Source organism: Streptomyces sp. NPDC051907 (assembly GCF_040681075.1).
In the GTDB taxonomy this organism is placed as follows: domain Bacteria; phylum Actinomycetota; class Actinomycetes; order Streptomycetales; family Streptomycetaceae; genus Streptomyces.
Genome location: NZ_JBFAYB010000037.1, coordinates 16,856 through 32,572, shown reverse-complemented (window position 1 = coordinate 32,572; position 15,717 = coordinate 16,856). Strand labels below are relative to the sequence as shown.

Genomic DNA, 15,717 nt, shown 5'->3' with positions numbered 1-15,717 from the left:
ATCGCTCTGCCCAGGGCACGGAGTTCGGCGCCCGCCGGTCGTCGAACTCGAGGTTGGAGAAGGTGGGCGGTCCGTAGGCTCGGATGGGTCATGACGCGGGTTCCCGGCACTTGAGATGAGATCGGCCGTTGCTGGAGCCGACGATGGCCGCTCAACGCACCGGGAAGCCGCAGGAGTAGCCCTGCTCCTTGAGCCAGGGGAGGATCCGGCGCAGGGCCTCGACGGTCTGGGAGCGGTCGCCGCCTGCGTCGTGGAAGAGGAGCGTCGGCCCGTTGGGCAGCTCCCGCTCGACGGTGGCGACGATGGCGTCCGTGCCCGGTTGCTCGAAGTCCTTGGTGTCCACGTTCCAGCCCAGCGGGCGCATCCCCAGGGAAGCGGCGAGCTTGCGGCTGTGAGGGGTGAAGGCCCCGCCGGGCGCCCGGTAGTACATCGGCCGTACGCCTCCGGACGCCTCGGTGATCATGCGTTCGGCGTCGCGTATCTGCTGCGACTGGTAGGCCTGGGGCTTCTTGTCCATGGTGGTGTCGTGCGACACCGAGTGGTTGCACAGCCGGTGCCCGGCCGCGACGACCTTCTTCACGAGGTCCGGGTGGGCTTGCGCCTGCGTCCCCACCATGCAGAACGTGGCCTTCACCCCGTACTCCCGCAGCACGTCCAGCACTTGGGGGGTCCACACGGGGTCGGGGCCGTCGTCGATGGTGATGTTGACGCCGCGCGTCCCCTTGTCCGAGGCGTGCGCGATGGTCGCCGCGACCTGCTTGACGTCACTGCCCGGCGTCGCCGGCGCGGCCGCCTCGGGCGACGGGCCGCCCGTCGCACCGGCCTGCGCCGTCCACACCGAGGCGCCGGTGGTGAGCACCGTCACCCCGAGCGCCGCCCCGACCAGCTTGCCGTACCAGCCCCGCCCGCCACCGTGCCGTGCCATGTCCGCCCCGCTTTCGCCCAGTTGCTCGCCGATCCCCGGTCACTCTGCGACCACCTTGCAGGACGAGGGGAGGTGGCCAAGGGATGCGTCTGTTACCGATCACGGACAATCTCGGGGGAGTTCGCGGACAACTCGGCCGGCAGCGGCCAGAACCGGGCCAGTACGCGCGGTCCGTCGCATCCCGTGCGACGAACGGCGACCTTCCGGAGTCTTCCCCTCCGCTGTTGGACCTCGCCTCGTGACTGCGCTTTCCGCATGCTCCAGACAGAGAGCTGCCAAGCGTGATGGTCGGCGTGGTCGTCGAAATCGAAGTTCCAGGTGAGGTCCAGCTCCGGGTCGCCAGGGCGGTCGGCTGTGGCCTGGACGCGGAGCTGGCGACGGTGCTGCAGTTACGCGGCATTTCGGCCACGTCAAACGCCCTCTCAGAGCCCCACTGCGAAGCCGCTCGACCACCCTTGCATCGTCTGGACCATGGTGTCCCACACACCTGTGAGCAGCAGCAGGCCGGTCGCAATCATCATCACGCCGCCGATGCGCATGACCCACACGTAGCGCTGTTTGATCCAGCTGAAGGCCCCGAGCGCTTTACGAAAGGCCACGGCGGCGAGGATGAACGGCAGCCCGAGTCCGAGGCAGTAGGCGACGGCGAGCAGTGCTCCGCGGCCTGCGCTTCCTTCGTGTGCGGCGAGGAAGGTGACGGCGGAGAGCGTGGGTCCGATGCAGGGTGCCCAGCCGATGCCGAACAGGGCTCCGAGGAGCGGGGCGCCGACGAGGCCGGACACGGGGCGTTTGTGGATTCGGAATTCGCGCTGGGTCAGCCAGGGCATCAGGCCCATGAAGAAGACGCCCAGCAAGATCATCAGCACGCCGAGGATGTTGGTGAGGAGGACCCGGTGTGCTTGGAGGGTGAAGCCGAAGTAGCCGAACAGGGCGCCGCCGGAGACGAATACGGCGGTGAAGCCGAGGACGAAGAGGGAGGCGCCGGCCACCATCCGGCCGCGGCGGGCGGCTGCCAGGTCGGTGCCGGTGATGCCGGTGACGTAGGAGAGGTAACCGGGTACGAGGGGGAGGACGCACGGCGAGAAGAAGGACACGAGGCCGGCGAGGACGGCGATGGGCAGCGCGAGGAGGAGGGTGCCTCCTACGACGGTGTCGTAGGTTTCGTTGGCTGCGGCAAGGGTGTGCATGGAGTCACTTCTCCCTGATCAGCGGGTCGATCATGTCGCGCAGGTCTTCCTCGCTGAGAGCCTTCAGCGCGCGGGCCGCGACCTTCCCGTCCCGGTCGAGCACGATGGTGGAGGGGATGGTCTGCGGGTTGAGGCTGCCCTTGGGGAAGCCGTTCACTAGCAGCTTCCCGATCGGGTCGTACAGGCTGGGGTACTCGACGCTGTAGTTCTTCTCGAAGGCGATCGCAGGCTCCCGCTTGGCGTCGCGCGTGTTGATCCCGACGAACTCCACGCCTTCGGCCTTGGTCTCCTTGGCGACTTTCGCGAAGGCGGGGGCTTCGGCGCGGCAGGGCGGGCACCACGAGCCCCACACGTTCATCACGACGACCTTCCCCTTGAGGTGGGCTATGTCGAGCTGCTTCCCGTCAAGCGTCTCGCCCTTCAGCTCGTTCGGAAGCCGACGGTCTTGCTTGGGGACAGTGGAGATGCCGCCGTCGCCGGCGATGTAGTTCGTCTGGCCGCCACCCCCGGATGCGCCGCCGTCGCCGCAGGCGGACAGGAGGAGCGCGCCTAAGGTGACCAGCGTGACCGGAAGGGCGGCACGGATACGGCTCAAGCTCATGTGAAGAGCTTCGCATGGGCCGCATGGCGACTTTGAGGCCCCCCTCAGTGCCTGGCAGGTCCGTTGTCAGGCCGGTGAAGTCGTCCCGAAACGATGCAAGTTCGAACGAGCCGGGGTGTGGATATCAGTGGGCGGATCGCAGCCGCTATCGACGGCGTTGCTCTGATCTTGCGCTGGCTCATTTCCTCCCGTCGGAAATGCGCCAACACATTTGTATACAGCGGTATTTGATGCGCACTCGGGTTCGATTCGCGTTATGGTCCTGGTCGTTGCCTGACCAGCAACGACCAATCCATATCAGGGGGGAACATGAAGACCTCTATGCGCAAGCGCGCGGCAGTCGTGCTCGCAACCGCCGCCATCATGTCGGGCGGAGCCATGACGGTAGGCGCAGGCGCCGCCTCCGCAGCGGACCCGACCGTTAGGTTCATGGCCAGTGGCCAGCAGAGCGACGGGTCGCGCATGGTAGCCGTCTACGTCAACGGCCGATTCGCTGGCGGGGCGTACTGGACTGCGGACGGGGACACTCTCAAAGCAATCGACCCCACGCCGGACGGCTACAGTATCTCCGCCTACCTGGGCACGAACCCCGTACGTGAAGCAACCACACGTGGGCACAACTCCCCGTACACACACAGCGTTGGTGGAAATCTCCCCGAGGACAGGAGGTACACCTTCTGGGCTTGCGTGAGCAGGGGGGGCTGGCAGCGGTGCTCCCCGATCTACGACGTCACCTCGTGACAGTGGCGCTACCCCTGCGCAGCTCGCACGCTGAGTAGTACCGCGAAGAGGTGGATCAGCCGGATGAGCCGGGTCGATCCACCTCTTCTCGTTTGGTGCCAGCCGGGCATCAGAGCGTGTCTGCCCTGCGGCTCTCCGTGGAGCGTCGACGGCACGGCCGGGACGATGCGCGTCCCGGCTGATCGCGGGCTTCTCGGAGCAGCTCGTCCCTGGCCATACCGCCCATCAGGCCAAGGGCCGTGAGCGGGACCGAGCCGGCAACTCCGACCGCGAACCCGCGCCAACGGCTCAGATCCGGCGACGAAGACCACCGCAAGCTCTGCGTCGCCCTCACCCGAGCTGGGCGGACGACCGTGATCATCCCAGCCGACGCATCATGACCATTTTGGGTACGAGAGCCTCGACCGCCGGTTGACTGACGACAAGCACTGTGCGTCGATGTGGAAGTGCCTCGGACAGTGAGGGAGTCTCTGCGGATGCGAGTAGCATGCTGGGCCAATCTGCTGGTCGGCGTCCCCGCCGTGATTCCGCTGCACAGCGCGTGGTGGCTCGCCGACCACTACTGGCTCGCAGGCGCATCCTTCGACACGGAGCCCTCCACCATCGTCGAGGTGTGCGGAGCCGATTGCGACCAGACCGGTCTGGCCACGCTTGTCCTGGCCGTAGTCGGCGGCTTGGTCCTGCTGATGGTCCTCGTCGTCGACGTGCTGATCCCGCTGCACCGCGACGAGCCCCTGGCCCCATGGCTGAAGGCCACGGCTCTCGTTCCTGTCCCGTACATCCTGCTCCAGGCCGCCCGTGCGCTCTTGACCTGAATCGGAGTCAGGCATGACTTCTGATCTCTCGCGCCGCACCATCCTCAAGCCAGTGCGGCGCTGCTGCAGGCACCACCGCGCGACGACCGCAACTACACTCGTGGCATCCCCTGCCGGCCAAGGTCCGCAAGGGCCTGGCCGAGAGCGACCAGGCTTCGGGAACCGCCGTGCAGATCCGCCCCGGCCACTGTCCGCCGGGGCGATGGGCGGGTTCTTCCCGCACCAGGAGCACGTGATACGCGACATCCTCGCCGACCTCGAAGGCATCGTCCGGTGGGGCGGCGACGACGCCGAGCCAGACGAGTCGCTCTTCTCCATAGACGTGGGCCCCGGCGACCGTCGCCTGGCCCGGGTTGACGGGAAGATCCGTGGCTGGAACCCCGCTCCCGGCGAGGGCGTCGGGGTCATCGTCGACCCCTCGCTGCCGTCCCGGCGTCGCAGGGCCGCGACACTGGCGCGATGAAACGCATCCTGCCCGCACTTCGCACCTGGGCCCCACTCTCGGAATGCGCCTCGACCGCCTCATCGGCGCGACGGCGGCCCACGAGTTCGTCCCTCTCTACATCCCTGCCCAGCCCGGCCGACGTGGCAAGCCATCGCACCTGTGGGTCAGTTCTCAGGACCGCGAGCGGTACCTCGACGCCGCCAACGATGCGGTGGCACTTCCCGAGCCCGGGGCCGAACTCGGGATCGGCGAGGGTTCGGCGGCCCATGATTGATCTTGCTCGCGCAAAGGACCGGTTATGCGAGATCAGACCGTTGATGAACAGCGTGGAACGTTCCCGCCGCGGTGAACGCGTTGGTGATCGGCGCGATGAGCGAGGCGAAGCGGCGGGCGCCCGCGGTGCCGATCGGCGCCCATAGCGCGGCGCAGTGCTCGTCCGTTTCCACTTCGATGCGCTCGCGCGCCGCACTGCCGGCGTCGGTTACCACGCCGTGGGAGTCGAGCCAGCCGCGCGCGACGAGGCGTGCCGTCGCCGCACTCCACTCCTCGTCGTCCCACTGGCGGGTCGCTCGCGCGAGAGCTGTCGGGAGGCGGCCGGTCGCGGTGTGCAGAACGAGGCAGTCGCACGGCCCGAGGCCGTTGTCGGCGAGTACGACGAGATGGGCGTCGCCGCGCCACTCGCGCGCCACCGTGATCTGCTGCCACAGTGCGACGAGAGGATCGGATGGAAGCGCGACCGAGGCGTTCGCGGCGGCGAGCACCTTGCCGGCGTAGTCGGCGCCGGCGACGACCGGGTCGATCAGCGAGCGCGCCTCGGCGAGGTGGTCGTCCGTGAGATGTACGTTGACGCGCCGCATCGCCCGTCCGGCGGCCAGGAAACGGGCGGCCTGCCACCGCTCGGGCGGCGCGGCGCCCCATACGCCCGTCATGGCCCTCACTGCCCGAGGGCTGAAGTTGTAGAAGGCCGCGAGCGTGACGTGCCACGGGACCGCGCCCATCGCGGCCGACCGGAAGGCCAGATACGCCGGCCCGCGGTCGGTCACGCCGAGCCCGGCGGCCTCCTCGGCGCTCTCGGGGGCAAGGTAGATGAACAGGTGGGCGGCGCTGACGGCGCGGCTGACGTCGCGGACGGCGTTGAGGTCCGTCGGGCCGTCGCCGATACGGGCGGATTCGGGAAGGGCGTCGAGGTGCATGGCGGTGGTGTCTCCGGGAGTCGGGCGGCGCTGTCAGGCGGGTGTTTCGGCAGTGGCGATCAACACGGCGCGTCCGAGGGTGTGACCGGCCATGGTGAAGCCGAGGACGGCCGGTGTGGCGTCGGCCGGGACGCCTGTGGCGGGGATGTCGAGGGCGTGCACCACGATGAAGTAACGGTGCGGGCCGTGTCCGGCCGGCGGGGCGGCGCCGATGTAGCGGGCCACGCGGGCGTCGTTGGGCAACTGGTAGGCCCCCTTGGGCAGTTGTGAGCCGGTGTCGTCGCCAGCGCTCTCGGGGAGATCGGTGACGGTGGCGGGGATGTCGGCGACCGCCCAGTGCCAGAACCCGGACCCGGTGGGGGCGTCGGGGTCGTAGACGGTGACGGCATAGCTCATGGTGCCGTCCGGGGCGCCGCTCCAGGACAGCTGCGGGGATATGTCCTTCCCGCCGGGCAGGCCGGAGGAGTACTGCTCGGGCGGCCACGCGGCGCCGTCGGCGACGGTAGTGCTGGTGACGGTGAACGAGACCGCCTGGGGGAGGCGGGCGAAGGGGTCGTTGGCAGGCACAGCGATCGCTCCTTTCTGGACGAGGGCGTCCTCATCGGCCATTGAATCGACGGTAACATAGATAATCGATTATCTAGTGGATCGTCTAGGATGGGTTCATGACTCAGACGGCGCACTCCTCGACCCCGCCGGGGAAGCAGATGCTCTCCGAGCAGGTCTACGCACACCTGCGAGACGCGATCATGCGCGGGGACCACCCCCCCGGCGCCCCCCTCAAGCCGCAGGATCTCGCCAAGGAGCAGGGCGTGAGCCTGGCCGTGGTGCGCGAGGCGCTCGTGCGGGTGGTCGGCGAGGGGCTCGCCGACCGGCTGCCCAACCGCGGTTTCGCGGTCCCGTCCTTCTCCGACCGCCGCTGGCAGGAGATCGCGGAGGCCCGCCGGACCGTCGAACCGGTCGTACTGCGCATGTCCATCGAGCGCGGCGACGTCGACTGGGAGGCCCGCGTGCGGGCCGCCCACCATCGTCTCGTGCGCACTCCGGCGTACGTGCCGCAGGAGAGCGAGTACTACACAAGCGCTTGGGCCGAGGCTCACAGGGCCTTCCACCGCACCTTGCTGGAGGGGTGTGACAACAGCGCACTGCTGGAGACCTTCGACCGGTTGTGGACCGCGAGTGAGCTGGCCCGCCGTTGGTCGGCGCACCGCAACCCCGACCGGGACGGCGCCGAGGAACACCGCAGGCTGGAGGAGGCGGCGTTGGCCCGCGACGCCGACACCGCAGCCGCGCTCCTGGTCCAGCACCTCACCTTGACCGCAGCTGCTCTGACCGATGACTCAGGTCAGGCCACCTAGGACTACGCCACAACGGCGAGGACGAGGTGGGCATTCATGTCCGGCTCGAACCGGCCGGGATCGCAGGGTGTTGACGTGCACCAGCGCGGACTGGGGCAGTTGCAGGGCGAGCATCGAGACTTCCCGTAACTCCTTGTCGGAGACAGTCAGGTCGCCGTCCATGCCGTAGACGGGTCGTGGTTGGCGGAGTTCCAGTTCTCCACGACCTGGAGGCCGTCGTCGATCTCGCGACGCAGGTCGGCGTCGGCGGGGTAGTCGCAGACGAAGGCCGTACGCACCGCTCGCCCGAGTTCCTTTGATCGCCCGGTAGGTAGGGTGCTTGGGCGGCGGTATCCAGTCAGTCAGGACACGGCCCGCTCGATGACCCGTCGTCGGCGTGCTAAAGGTCAAGAGGTCAATCGAGGCCAGGGGGAAGCTCTTTCGCGCCAGTATCCTGCGGTGCCTTTACCAGGGTGTGTTCTTGGCAGAGGATGACGCTCGACAATTACCGCAGCGGTGAAAGGCAATCCCTTGATCAGTAAAGTCGCACTCAGCGCGGCGGCCGCCGGACTGATGCCGCTATTATCCGCGCCGAGCTCCTCGGCTGCGCCAAGTGTCGAGGAGAAGGGCGACAGGTCTTCTGCCGTCTCGACAGTCGCAGGCACGCAGGGCCTGCCGCCGCTGATCTCGCCGCAGGAAGCCAAGCGCATATCCGCCTCCGCCGATCCGGCCAAGGCGGCGGCGGATGCTTCCCGCGTGAAAAACGACAACAGCGGTAAGTGTCTGGTCGCTCAAGGCAGCGGGGACGGCACGCCGACCATCCAATTCGACTGCTCGACTTTTGCCGACCAGTACTGGTACTTCGTCGGCAGCAGCTACAGCAATGTCCAGCTCCAGAACTTCAATAGCGGCAAGTGCCTGCTGGTCCGCGGTGGCGCCGACGGAACTGTCGCGGTGCAGTACCCATGCCTCAACTACCCCGACCAGAAATGGGACGTCCGATTCGACCCCAATGGCAATGGGCACTACATGCTCGCGAACCGGAACAGCGGGAAGTGTCTCGTCGGCCATCGCAACGGTTCGAATCCCTTCCAGTTCTCGTGCAATAACGGCTACCAGGACCAGTGGTGGCACACGGGATAGATCCCAGGCCGCAGCGGGTGTGCACGCCGGGGCAGAAGGCGGTGAGCAGGAGGCCGCGCCTGCTCTTCGAGCTGTAGTCGGCTTTGAGCCCTCCAGTCCTGCCCGAGGCGAGGGCGCACGGCACTCGGGCTGCGAGTGCACTCGTTCCGGTCGGTTCGAATGCCGGGGCGCGTCCTGCTCGGTAGTACACGGCGAGTTCGCGCGCTGACGGCGGGCGATGGCGGTCGCCCGGGCGAGTCGACGGAGGTGTCCGGTCCCGGCTGCGGATCGGGGCTCGGTACCGGGCGGCAGCCGGTCCGCTCCCGGGCGCCGATGCCGCGTACGAGCGGCCCATCGTCCAGCGCCTGCCCGGACATGAGTGACCGGCCGGTGGCCTCCGCGCCTGCTGGAGGGTCGCGGGGCTGGCCACCGGCCGGCGCCTGAGGGGCGTCACATCATGGGGTCCTGGCCCCCGCTGCCCGCCTTGCCCTCCTGCGCGCTCTGCTCCGTGAGCCGGCGGGCCTTCTCCTTCAGCCGCTGACGCTCCTGCGGGTCGGTGGCACGCTCCGCGGCCTGCTCCAGCTCCTGCGCCTTCCGGCGCATCTGCTGGGCACGGCCGCCGGACTCGCCTGCAACGCTCATGATCACTCCTCAGTGACGCGGTGGGAGCGGGCCGCACCGGCGAAACAGCACCTGCTCACCCACGCATCCCGAACGCACGCTTCTCTGAACCCCGGCGCGTGCACGGCTGGGGTCGGTTGCGCGTAGGCGGTTGTGCCGCTTTGCGCCTTGCGCCGGCAGGGGGTGCGCCGCACGCGGGAAGGACGCGGCTCGTCCTGTTGGGTCAGGCCCGCTGTCAGAGAGTGCTGGCAAGATCGTCGCCATGGATGGCACACGTACCACCCCACCGCGGCCGGTCGACGTCGCCGCGGTCTTCCCCGCGCTGGCCCCGCTGGCCCGCCCAGCGGTCCGGTTGCACCCGCGTCGCGGCTCTCCCACGGTGCACGACAGCTCGATCGGCGGGCCCCTGCTGTGGCCCGCACAGGAGCCCTGGCGGTACTGCCGCATCGAGCACGAGGGCCTCCACCCCCTGGTGCCCGTGGCCCAGTTGTACGCGCGGGACATACCCCTGCTGCGGCCGCCCGGGCGGACCGACCTGCTGCAGGTCCTGTGGTGCCCCTCGGAGCACGCGCCGGACTCGAGCATTCCGATCGAGTTGTCCTGGCGGACCGCTGCGGATGTCACCGACGTGCTGGCCGCGCCGCCCGAGCCGTTCGACGCGGACGAGGACCTTTACGTGCCTGAGCCGTGCGTGCTCGCGCCGGAGCAGGTCACCGAGTACCCCGATTCCCTGGAACTCCCCAAGGAGTTGAAGCAGCAGATCACGGACCCCGCGCCCTGGCGGGCGGCGGGCATCGTGGTCGACGATGCCGACCTGCGGGAGCTCTATGACGACGCGCTGTCCCACGCCCCCGGCTGGAAGATCGGTGGCTGGGCCCCCTGGGGCCTCACCGACCCCGTGCCGCGTTTCTGTGTGGCCTGCGGTACCGCGATGACGCCGCTGCTGACGATCGCCTCGTCCGAATGGCACCGCGACAGCACGAGTTGGATCCCGTACGAGGACCGGGTCCCCGGCGCATCCGACGACAGTCGGTCCAACCCGCCCGAGATCACGGTGCTGGACGCCAATCACCTCCAGCTGTACGCCTGCCCGGCGAGCGGAGGCCACCCGCACACCGTCCTGGTCCAGTGAGGGGCTGCGGAAGGCCCGGAACCGGATAACGGAAGTTCGCACTCCGCAACAACGGGCGTCCGTACGGGGTGACAAAGGATCCGGCAGCGGACATCAACAGCAGAACTCAGCAGCACGCCTATCAACGAGAGGAGATCCGTATGGAGGAGAGCAGCGCCAATCGCCGGGCCAGACATCTGGCCCGCGTGGACAGGTGGCGCGCCAAGACCGTCTGCTGCCGGCGTAAATAGGTCGGACACCATGGACAGGGCGTCCACGCGGAGTTCCCGCAGGGGGCCGCGTGCAGACTCGGGAGCGGTGCCGTGACCCTGCTCATCCTGTGGTGGGAGACTCGACGCCGATCAAGGACCGCCCGTCCCGGCCGCCGAAGAAGGACGGGCCCGCCACCGGAGCCGCCACGCTGGTGGATCGAGTACGGAAGCGGCGTCTCCCGCAGACTCGGCCGCGTCCACACCGGAGCCTGCAAAATCACCGGACCCGGCCACCCGCAGCTCATCCGCCTACCAGCGAGCAGACAAGGAACAAGGCCTTTTTCGCACGGCAGGTTGCCTCCCAGGGCTGCCTCAGCCGGCCGTCGGCCCGGCGGGCAGACTACGCACATGCAGCTCCCCGCCGAAGCCGTCGCCGCCACCGTGCTGATCGAGGTTGTAAGGATCTCCGGCCTCCCGACCAAGCGCGGCGCCCCATACCCCGGCAGGGTGGTCGCCCACTGGGCCGGGAGCGAGGCCGCCGACGCCCTCACCTTGATCGAGAACTTGCCCGGCAGCGAACAGCACCGCTGCGGGTTCTCGCCGGGCTGGAGCGTCCGGGCGTACGAGGACTCGCTCGACCTGGCGCTGTTCGAGGCGGCGTTCTGTTTTAGGTGCCACGAGGTCCGCATGCACGGAACCGTCGTGCCACCCAGGCTGGCCACGCAGTTCTTCGACGAGGACACCCCGCCGGCCCGGGCCCTTCTGGCACTCTTCCGCGCGGCGGCCCCGTAGCCGACCGACCGCGTGAGCGGGCTCGCGCAGCCCTCGGGGCGTTGGCTTCCCCAGCATCACTGCAGGTCAGAGGCTTCCGAATGGAGCGTCCTGGTCGGCCAAACGGGCCGACCAGGGCGCTCAGTCACAGCTGGCGACGACTCCGCCCGCACGTCACATGCGGGCTCGACTGCCTGACGTCCGTCAGCGTGTGGCGGTCTCTCCCGTCGGCGAGCGCAGCGCTGCGGCAGAGTCGGGTCGCGAGGCGGGCCGGTCGGCGGCGTCCGCGGTATTGCGTGTGCGCAGTGGCTGGCGGGTGGGGAGGCCGGCGAGGGCGCCGGGCCGGTTGGCCGCCGGGCCGAGGAGGGCACCGATGCGGTCGGCGAAGTCGGGGCCGGGCATGGGGAGGTCGATCTCGGGTCGATCTCGGGCTGGCGGAGGTAGCCGGCTGCGACGGCGGTGGGGATGGAGGCCATGAGCTCGGCGACCGGGACACGGCGATTTCGCCCAGTGCGCCGTCCAGCAGACGGTGTTCAGCACGTGGGTGAGATGCGGGGCGGTGCGGTCGCGGTGTTCGCGCTGACGGACAGGGTCAGGACCTGCGGACCACCGTCACCAAGTGGTAACCGCTGCCCGTCGAGTACATGGCCTGCTGCATCTCGACGCAGTCCGGACACAGAAGGCCCTCCTGCGCCGAGTCGGTCCACCGCCACCAGTCCGTGTCCTCCGTGTCGCCGCAGGCGAAGCACGCTCCGTCGCCGCCGCCCGTGCTCAGCCGGGCCCTCTCCGCCGACACGGCCTGCCCGGGGACGGACTTCCAGGCCTGGGCCAGCGCCCTCTGGCACCGGGGGTCGGCTCCTGGGCCCGCAATGCCTCCCCCAGCTCGTCCGCGAAGGAGCTCAGGTCCTTGGGGCATCTCGCGTACGCCACGCCCCTCGGCTGCGTCAGGATCCGCGTCTCGCCCGGCCTGAGCAGGTCCGCAGGGACCCCGGACGCCGAGCCGTGCAGGAGGCAGGGCATGTGGGCGACCCCTCGCAGCCACTCCCGGAGGCGGTAGACGATCGATCCCACGGGCTCCGACGGCTCTTCTTGCCCATCGATGGCCTCCTTCCCGAAGGCTCGCTCGTGCCTGGGCCGGAAGGTACCGGACACGAGGGGGCGCCTCCGCTCAGGCGGACCGCAGGACCGCGCAGTTGAACCCCTTGGACCACGGACCCTCGTAGAGCGGCTGCCGCCCTGCCATGCGGCCGTGCTGCCGGGCGTAGTCGAAGGTGGCCCGAGGCAGACATCTCCAGCGGAACACGCCCCGGCGCTCGCTGGACAGCAGGACAGTCAGCGTCCCGGGCTCCTCTGATGCCGTGAAGAGCCTGCGCTGGACGTCGAACCCGAAGCCAGTTTTGGATGGTGGTGGGCGGTGACGCTACGGGCCGCCCCGTGCGGAGGTAGTCGCACGAGGCTGCCCGGGCGTTTCAGCTGAGTTGTACCTCAGCGAAAAGCGCCGATGCTACGGGCGACCCAGTTGTTGAAGGGGCGCGGAGCGCGACCGAGGACTCGTTCCACGTCCGAGCTGATCCGCAGTTCGGCGGGGTTCGGGGCGGAGATGATGTCCAGGGTGTCGTCGGCGAGCTCCGGCGGCACGAACTGGGTCATCGCGGCTTTGGCCTCCTCGCGGGTGAGTTCGTGGAATCGCACCGGCGAGCCGAGCGCGGCGGCGATGACCTCCGACTGCTGACGGGGCGTGATCACCTCGGGCCCGGTCAGCTCGAAGACTCCGCCGGTGTGCCGGTCGTCCAGCAGGCAGGCCGCTGCGACCTCGGCGATGTCCGCCGGGTCGACGATCGGAACCCCGACATCGCCGAAGGGTGCGGCAACCGTCCCTTGCGTGCGGACGGACTCCGCCCACGCCAAGGCGTTGGAGGCGAAGCCGCCCGGACGTAGGACGGCCCAGTCCAGGCCGGACTCTCTCAACGCGTCCTCCACCGCGCGCATCGCGATCCGCGACGGGCCGAGCGGCCTGGTCGCCACGCCCTGCGAAGACAGCAGGACGACTCGGCGGACCCCGCTGGCAGCAGCCAGGTCGATAATGTCGGTCGGCCTGGCCTCGGGGGCGTGCAGATCGCCGGACAGCAGGAGGAACAGCGCCTTCGCCCCGTCCAAAGCGGGGGTGAGGCCCTGCGGCTCGGCCAAGTCAGCCGGCACGTGCCGGACCCCGTCCGGCATTGCCGCCGCGTGCCGTGACACCGCAGTCACCTGCTCGCCCGCCTTGGCCAGGGCCTGCGTCAAAGGCTGGCCCACATTCCCGGTAGCCCCGGTCACCACGATCATGTTCAGCTCCTAGTCCGTTGTGCACTGAGGCAGTTGACGCTAGGAGGCAGGCTTACTTTTCGTAAGAACATACCCAGAGGTAAGCTCCGGACATGAGGGAAGGCGCGCAGCTGACGCAGGCCGAGGCGGGCAATCGGTATGAGGTGTTTCACACCGACTGCCCTGCGCGCGACGTGGTCGACCACGTGACCAGCAGGTGGGGTATCTGGGTGCTGATCTCCCTGCGGAGCACCGACCTTCGGTTCTACGAGCTGCGCGACGGCATCCAGGGCATCAGCGAGAAGATGCTCGCCCAGACACTGCGCGCACTGGTCCAGGACGACCTGGTCTGGCGGAGGGTCGAGCCGACGACGCCACCCCAAGTCACCTACGGGCTGACTGAGTTCGGCCAGGACCTCGGTGCGCCGCTGACGGACTTGTTCGACCGGATCACACAGCGGCTGGCAGCCAGCGGGGCGTCCGCCACGGAGCGGCTGAGCGCAACAGGTCAAGCGAGGCAGCTGACCACCCCAGGACCTCAACAGCTTCATCATCTCGACGACGAACACTGACCGTGACAGCAGAAGGTTCGTGCGTACCCCCAGCACGGACACCGACGGCAAGGTCTCCTACGACCTGGCCGGCGCTGACGCGGATTCGTCCACCGCTGGTTAGGACGTCCCTGACGTCCTGTCGAATGCTGCGGCTACAGCGGCTGACCTCTCGCATGAGTCGGACACCTCTTCGGACTCGGACATGCGGACATGTCGGTTCGGGGCACCAGAACCTCACCATGTTCAAGAACTCGTTCACCTGCACCACGAAGGCAAGGACCCTTGGCAAGGGAGACGTCATGGGTCTGCGCAGCATCTACTGAGGGAGAACGGCAATGAATCGAGCCGTACGGTCTGCGGGCCTGCTGCTGGCGGCGACTCTGACGGTGCCGACCGCAGGGTGCGCGGCCGACGACAGCAGCGACGGGGGAGCACCGTCCTGCGCGATCCAGTTCACCTACGACGGCCGGACGTACCGGGACGTCGCGAACGTGGACTTCACGGTCGCCGACAAGCTGGGCACTGCTACCAGTCCGCCGTGCAACGACACAGGCGGCCAGGACGAGGAGGCTGGAACCACAGAGACCGCCTACGAAGTGGACGGCCTCTCTCCGAAGGTGGCGATCGCCGTCGGGGACACCCCCGAGGACGCCGTATTCGTCGTCTCCTACTCCGGCTCGGAACTCCCGCCCGAGGTGAAGAAACTGATCGACGGCTCATGACGCGCTTTTCCGGATGAGCCATGTGAGGGCTTCTCTGACCTAAGAACGGTGTTCCGTGATCAGGTGACGGGACGATCAGTCGGCCGTCATGGGGCCGGAGAACGGCCGCGATCGGCGCGGGTGCTAGTTTCCTGCCCATGTTAGAACACCAGGACGAGACCAGGGCTGCCTACGATGGGGTCGTCGAGCTGTATGCCTCGATGTTCACGAGTCAGTTGGAGACGCAGCCGTTCGCGCGGAACATGATCGGCGCCTTCGCCGAGCTCGTGCGTGCCACGGAGAACCTGCGGGTAGCCGACGTCGGGTGCGGCCCCGGTCATCTGACGGCCATGCTGCACGACTTGGGGCTGGACGCCTTCGGGCTCGACCTCTCCCCGGCCATGGTCGACCACGCTCGGCGAGCCCATCCGGCGCTGCGGTTCGACGAAGCGCGAATGGAAGCCCTGCCTGTCGAGGACGGCGCACTCGGCGGAGTGCTGGCCCACTACTCGATGATCCATACCCCACCTGGAGAATTGCCCGCGCTGCTCGCCGAGCAGGTGCGTGTCCTGGCACCTGGGGGCCTGCTCCTGGTGTCCTTCTTCGGGACCGAGGGGCCGGATCCGGTCCGCTTCGACCACAAGGTGACGCCCGCCTATAGCTGGCCGGTGGACCGGTTCGCTGAGCTGCTGGCCGGGACCGGGCTCGTCACGTTCGCCCGACTGCTCCACGACCCAGCGTCCGAGCGGGGCTTCCTTGACACCCATTTGCTGGCCCGCCGCCCGTAAGGCCTGGGTCGGGATGGGGCAGATCATCCGCGTGGATGAGGCTCGGCTGACTCGAAGGTCCTCTTGCCGTACTGATTCGTGTCGCGATCTGGCTGAAGCGGGGCATGCCGAGATCGATCACTTGGCGTTGACGGACTTGCTCTGCATTGAGCTGGGTGAGCTTTCTCCTCTGCGCTGGCGAGGCTGACATGAAGCCCTCGACCTCACCGAGCCGGCCTTCGTGCTCGGCCTCGGCGATGCGGGCAACGATGTTGTCGCGGATCTCCTCCAACCGGCCCCGGGGCGGTCC

The 15,717-nt window shown here is 68.6% G+C and carries 19 protein-coding genes and 1 pseudogene; 10 read left to right on the top strand and 10 right to left on the bottom strand.

The window, feature by feature from the left end; translation table 11 throughout:
- Positions 1–151: 151 nt before the first annotated feature.
- From AB0M39_RS20565 to AB0M39_RS20555, 3 genes are all read right to left on the bottom strand, one after another.
- On the bottom strand, positions 152–925 hold the full coding sequence (locus AB0M39_RS20565) for a polysaccharide deacetylase family protein (protein ID WP_365366291.1): 774 nt from the start codon (positions 923–925) through the stop codon (positions 152–154).
- A 422-nt stretch (positions 926–1,347) separates the two neighbouring features.
- Positions 1,348–2,112, bottom strand: a complete 765-nt coding sequence (locus tag AB0M39_RS20560; protein WP_365366289.1) for a cytochrome c biogenesis protein CcdA — start codon at positions 2,110–2,112, stop codon at positions 1,348–1,350.
- A gap of 4 nt (positions 2,113–2,116) precedes the next feature.
- Positions 2,117–2,713: a TlpA disulfide reductase family protein gene (locus AB0M39_RS20555; protein ID WP_365366287.1), complete on the bottom strand. Its 597-nt coding sequence runs from the start codon at positions 2,711–2,713 to the stop codon at positions 2,117–2,119.
- A 1,217-nt stretch (positions 2,714–3,930) separates the two neighbouring features.
- Here AB0M39_RS20555 and AB0M39_RS20550 point away from each other — a divergent pair.
- From AB0M39_RS20550 to AB0M39_RS20540, 3 genes and pseudogenes are all read left to right on the top strand, one after another.
- Positions 3,931–4,269, top strand: coding sequence for a hypothetical protein (locus AB0M39_RS20550; RefSeq protein ID WP_365366285.1), 339 nt, complete (start codon positions 3,931–3,933; stop codon positions 4,267–4,269).
- Positions 4,270–4,391: 122 nt separating this feature from the next.
- Positions 4,392–4,732, top strand: a pseudogene (locus AB0M39_RS20545) (hypothetical protein); the annotation flags it as partial.
- Positions 4,733–4,775: 43 nt separating this feature from the next.
- Entirely contained in the window at positions 4,776–4,988 is a 213-nt protein-coding gene (locus AB0M39_RS20540; RefSeq protein ID WP_365366283.1) for a hypothetical protein, read from the top strand.
- Between the two features lie 22 nt (positions 4,989–5,010).
- Here the strand turns inward: AB0M39_RS20540 and AB0M39_RS20535 are convergent, their stop codons facing one another.
- Both AB0M39_RS20535 and AB0M39_RS20530 read right to left on the bottom strand, forming a co-directional pair.
- Positions 5,011–5,907 carry a hypothetical protein gene (locus AB0M39_RS20535; RefSeq protein WP_365366281.1) on the bottom strand — a complete coding sequence of 299 codons (897 nt, stop codon included), beginning with the start codon at positions 5,905–5,907 and terminating at the stop codon, positions 5,011–5,013.
- A 33-nt stretch (positions 5,908–5,940) separates the two neighbouring features.
- Positions 5,941–6,474: a YbhB/YbcL family Raf kinase inhibitor-like protein gene (locus AB0M39_RS20530; RefSeq protein ID WP_365366331.1), complete on the bottom strand. Its 534-nt coding sequence runs from the start codon at positions 6,472–6,474 to the stop codon at positions 5,941–5,943.
- Between the two features lie 98 nt (positions 6,475–6,572).
- Here AB0M39_RS20530 and AB0M39_RS20525 point away from each other — a divergent pair, with 98 nt between their 5' ends.
- Positions 6,573–7,265, top strand: coding sequence for a GntR family transcriptional regulator (locus AB0M39_RS20525; RefSeq protein ID WP_365366279.1), 693 nt, complete (start codon positions 6,573–6,575; stop codon positions 7,263–7,265).
- Between the two features lie 146 nt (positions 7,266–7,411).
- Here the strand turns inward: AB0M39_RS20525 and AB0M39_RS20520 are convergent, their stop codons facing one another.
- A complete protein-coding gene (locus AB0M39_RS20520) occupies positions 7,412–7,543 on the bottom strand; it encodes a Tn3 family transposase (RefSeq protein ID WP_365366277.1) in 132 nt (43 codons plus the stop codon).
- A gap of 217 nt (positions 7,544–7,760) precedes the next feature.
- On the opposite strand from AB0M39_RS20520, the gene AB0M39_RS20515 reads away from it, so the two are divergent.
- Positions 7,761–8,387 carry an RICIN domain-containing protein gene (locus AB0M39_RS20515; protein ID WP_365366275.1) on the top strand — a complete coding sequence of 209 codons (627 nt, stop codon included), beginning with the start codon at positions 7,761–7,763 and terminating at the stop codon, positions 8,385–8,387.
- 429 nt (positions 8,388–8,816) lie between these two features.
- Here AB0M39_RS20515 and AB0M39_RS20510 read toward each other — a convergent pair whose 3' ends face one another.
- Positions 8,817–9,008 (bottom strand): DUF6381 family protein, encoded by a 192-nt coding sequence (locus AB0M39_RS20510; protein ID WP_365366273.1) that lies wholly within the window; start codon positions 9,006–9,008, stop codon positions 8,817–8,819.
- A 241-nt stretch (positions 9,009–9,249) separates the two neighbouring features.
- Between AB0M39_RS20510 and AB0M39_RS20505 the strand changes: the two genes are divergently transcribed.
- Together AB0M39_RS20505 and AB0M39_RS20500 are read left to right on the top strand one after the other, a co-directional pair.
- Positions 9,250–10,119 carry a hypothetical protein gene (locus AB0M39_RS20505; protein WP_365366271.1) on the top strand — a complete coding sequence of 290 codons (870 nt, stop codon included), beginning with the start codon at positions 9,250–9,252 and terminating at the stop codon, positions 10,117–10,119.
- Positions 10,120–10,718: 599 nt separating this feature from the next.
- Positions 10,719–11,102, top strand: a complete 384-nt coding sequence (locus AB0M39_RS20500) for a hypothetical protein (protein ID WP_365366269.1) — start codon at positions 10,719–10,721, stop codon at positions 11,100–11,102.
- A 183-nt stretch (positions 11,103–11,285) separates the two neighbouring features.
- Here the strand turns inward: AB0M39_RS20500 and AB0M39_RS20495 are convergent, their stop codons facing one another.
- The 3 genes from AB0M39_RS20495 to AB0M39_RS20485 form a co-directional block, all read right to left on the bottom strand.
- Complete coding sequence (locus tag AB0M39_RS20495) at positions 11,286–11,483, bottom strand: hypothetical protein (RefSeq protein ID WP_365366266.1); 198 nt, start codon at positions 11,481–11,483, stop codon at positions 11,286–11,288.
- A 190-nt stretch (positions 11,484–11,673) separates the two neighbouring features.
- Positions 11,674–11,877, bottom strand: a complete 204-nt coding sequence (locus AB0M39_RS20490; RefSeq protein ID WP_365366264.1) for a hypothetical protein — start codon at positions 11,875–11,877, stop codon at positions 11,674–11,676.
- Positions 11,878–12,566: 689 nt separating this feature from the next.
- Positions 12,567–13,406 (bottom strand): NAD(P)H-binding protein, encoded by an 840-nt coding sequence (locus AB0M39_RS20485; RefSeq protein WP_365366262.1) that lies wholly within the window; start codon positions 13,404–13,406, stop codon positions 12,567–12,569.
- 92 nt (positions 13,407–13,498) lie between these two features.
- Here AB0M39_RS20485 and AB0M39_RS20480 point away from each other — a divergent pair, with 92 nt between their 5' ends.
- The 3 genes from AB0M39_RS20480 (at position 13,499) to AB0M39_RS20470 (ending at position 15,428) form a co-directional block, all read left to right on the top strand.
- A complete protein-coding gene (locus AB0M39_RS20480; RefSeq protein ID WP_365366259.1) occupies positions 13,499–13,957 on the top strand; it encodes a helix-turn-helix domain-containing protein in 459 nt (152 codons plus the stop codon).
- Between the two features lie 317 nt (positions 13,958–14,274).
- Entirely contained in the window at positions 14,275–14,661 is a 387-nt protein-coding gene (locus tag AB0M39_RS20475) for a DUF6281 family protein (RefSeq protein WP_365366257.1), read from the top strand.
- Between the two features lie 137 nt (positions 14,662–14,798).
- The gene (locus AB0M39_RS20470) at positions 14,799–15,428 is read left to right on the top strand and encodes a class I SAM-dependent methyltransferase (protein WP_365366255.1); all 630 of its coding nucleotides are present in this window, start codon (positions 14,799–14,801) and stop codon (positions 15,426–15,428) included.
- Positions 15,429–15,717: the final 289 nt, after the last annotated feature.

Excerpts from the sequence above, each read along its gene's own strand:
- AB0M39_RS20485 (WP_365366262.1), bottom strand. The coding sequence starts at position 13,406 with ATGATCGTGGTGACCGGGGCTACCGGGAATGTGGGCCAGCCTTTGACG.
- AB0M39_RS20540 (WP_365366283.1), top strand. The coding sequence starts at position 4,776 with ATGCGCCTCGACCGCCTCATCGGCGCGACGGCGGCCCACGAGTTCGTC.
- AB0M39_RS20555 (WP_365366287.1), bottom strand. The coding sequence starts at position 2,713 with ATGAGCTTGAGCCGTATCCGTGCCGCCCTTCCGGTCACGCTGGTCACC.
- AB0M39_RS20550 (WP_365366285.1), top strand. The coding sequence starts at position 3,931 with ATGCGAGTAGCATGCTGGGCCAATCTGCTGGTCGGCGTCCCCGCCGTG.
- AB0M39_RS20535 (WP_365366281.1), bottom strand. The coding sequence starts at position 5,907 with ATGCACCTCGACGCCCTTCCCGAATCCGCCCGTATCGGCGACGGCCCG.
- AB0M39_RS20565 (WP_365366291.1), bottom strand. The coding sequence starts at position 925 with ATGGCACGGCACGGTGGCGGGCGGGGCTGGTACGGCAAGCTGGTCGGG.
- AB0M39_RS20525 (WP_365366279.1), top strand. The coding sequence starts at position 6,573 with ATGACTCAGACGGCGCACTCCTCGACCCCGCCGGGGAAGCAGATGCTC.
- AB0M39_RS20480 (WP_365366259.1), top strand. The coding sequence starts at position 13,499 with ATGAGGGAAGGCGCGCAGCTGACGCAGGCCGAGGCGGGCAATCGGTAT.
- AB0M39_RS20505 (WP_365366271.1), top strand. The coding sequence starts at position 9,250 with ATGGATGGCACACGTACCACCCCACCGCGGCCGGTCGACGTCGCCGCG.
- AB0M39_RS20470 (WP_365366255.1), top strand. The coding sequence starts at position 14,799 with ATGTTAGAACACCAGGACGAGACCAGGGCTGCCTACGATGGGGTCGTC.
- AB0M39_RS20475 (WP_365366257.1), top strand. The coding sequence starts at position 14,275 with ATGAATCGAGCCGTACGGTCTGCGGGCCTGCTGCTGGCGGCGACTCTG.
- AB0M39_RS20510 (WP_365366273.1), bottom strand. The coding sequence starts at position 9,008 with ATGAGCGTTGCAGGCGAGTCCGGCGGCCGTGCCCAGCAGATGCGCCGG.
- AB0M39_RS20500 (WP_365366269.1), top strand. The coding sequence starts at position 10,719 with ATGCAGCTCCCCGCCGAAGCCGTCGCCGCCACCGTGCTGATCGAGGTT.
- AB0M39_RS20560 (WP_365366289.1), bottom strand. The coding sequence starts at position 2,112 with ATGCACACCCTTGCCGCAGCCAACGAAACCTACGACACCGTCGTAGGA.
- AB0M39_RS20495 (WP_365366266.1), bottom strand. The coding sequence starts at position 11,483 with ATGCCCGGCCCCGACTTCGCCGACCGCATCGGTGCCCTCCTCGGCCCG.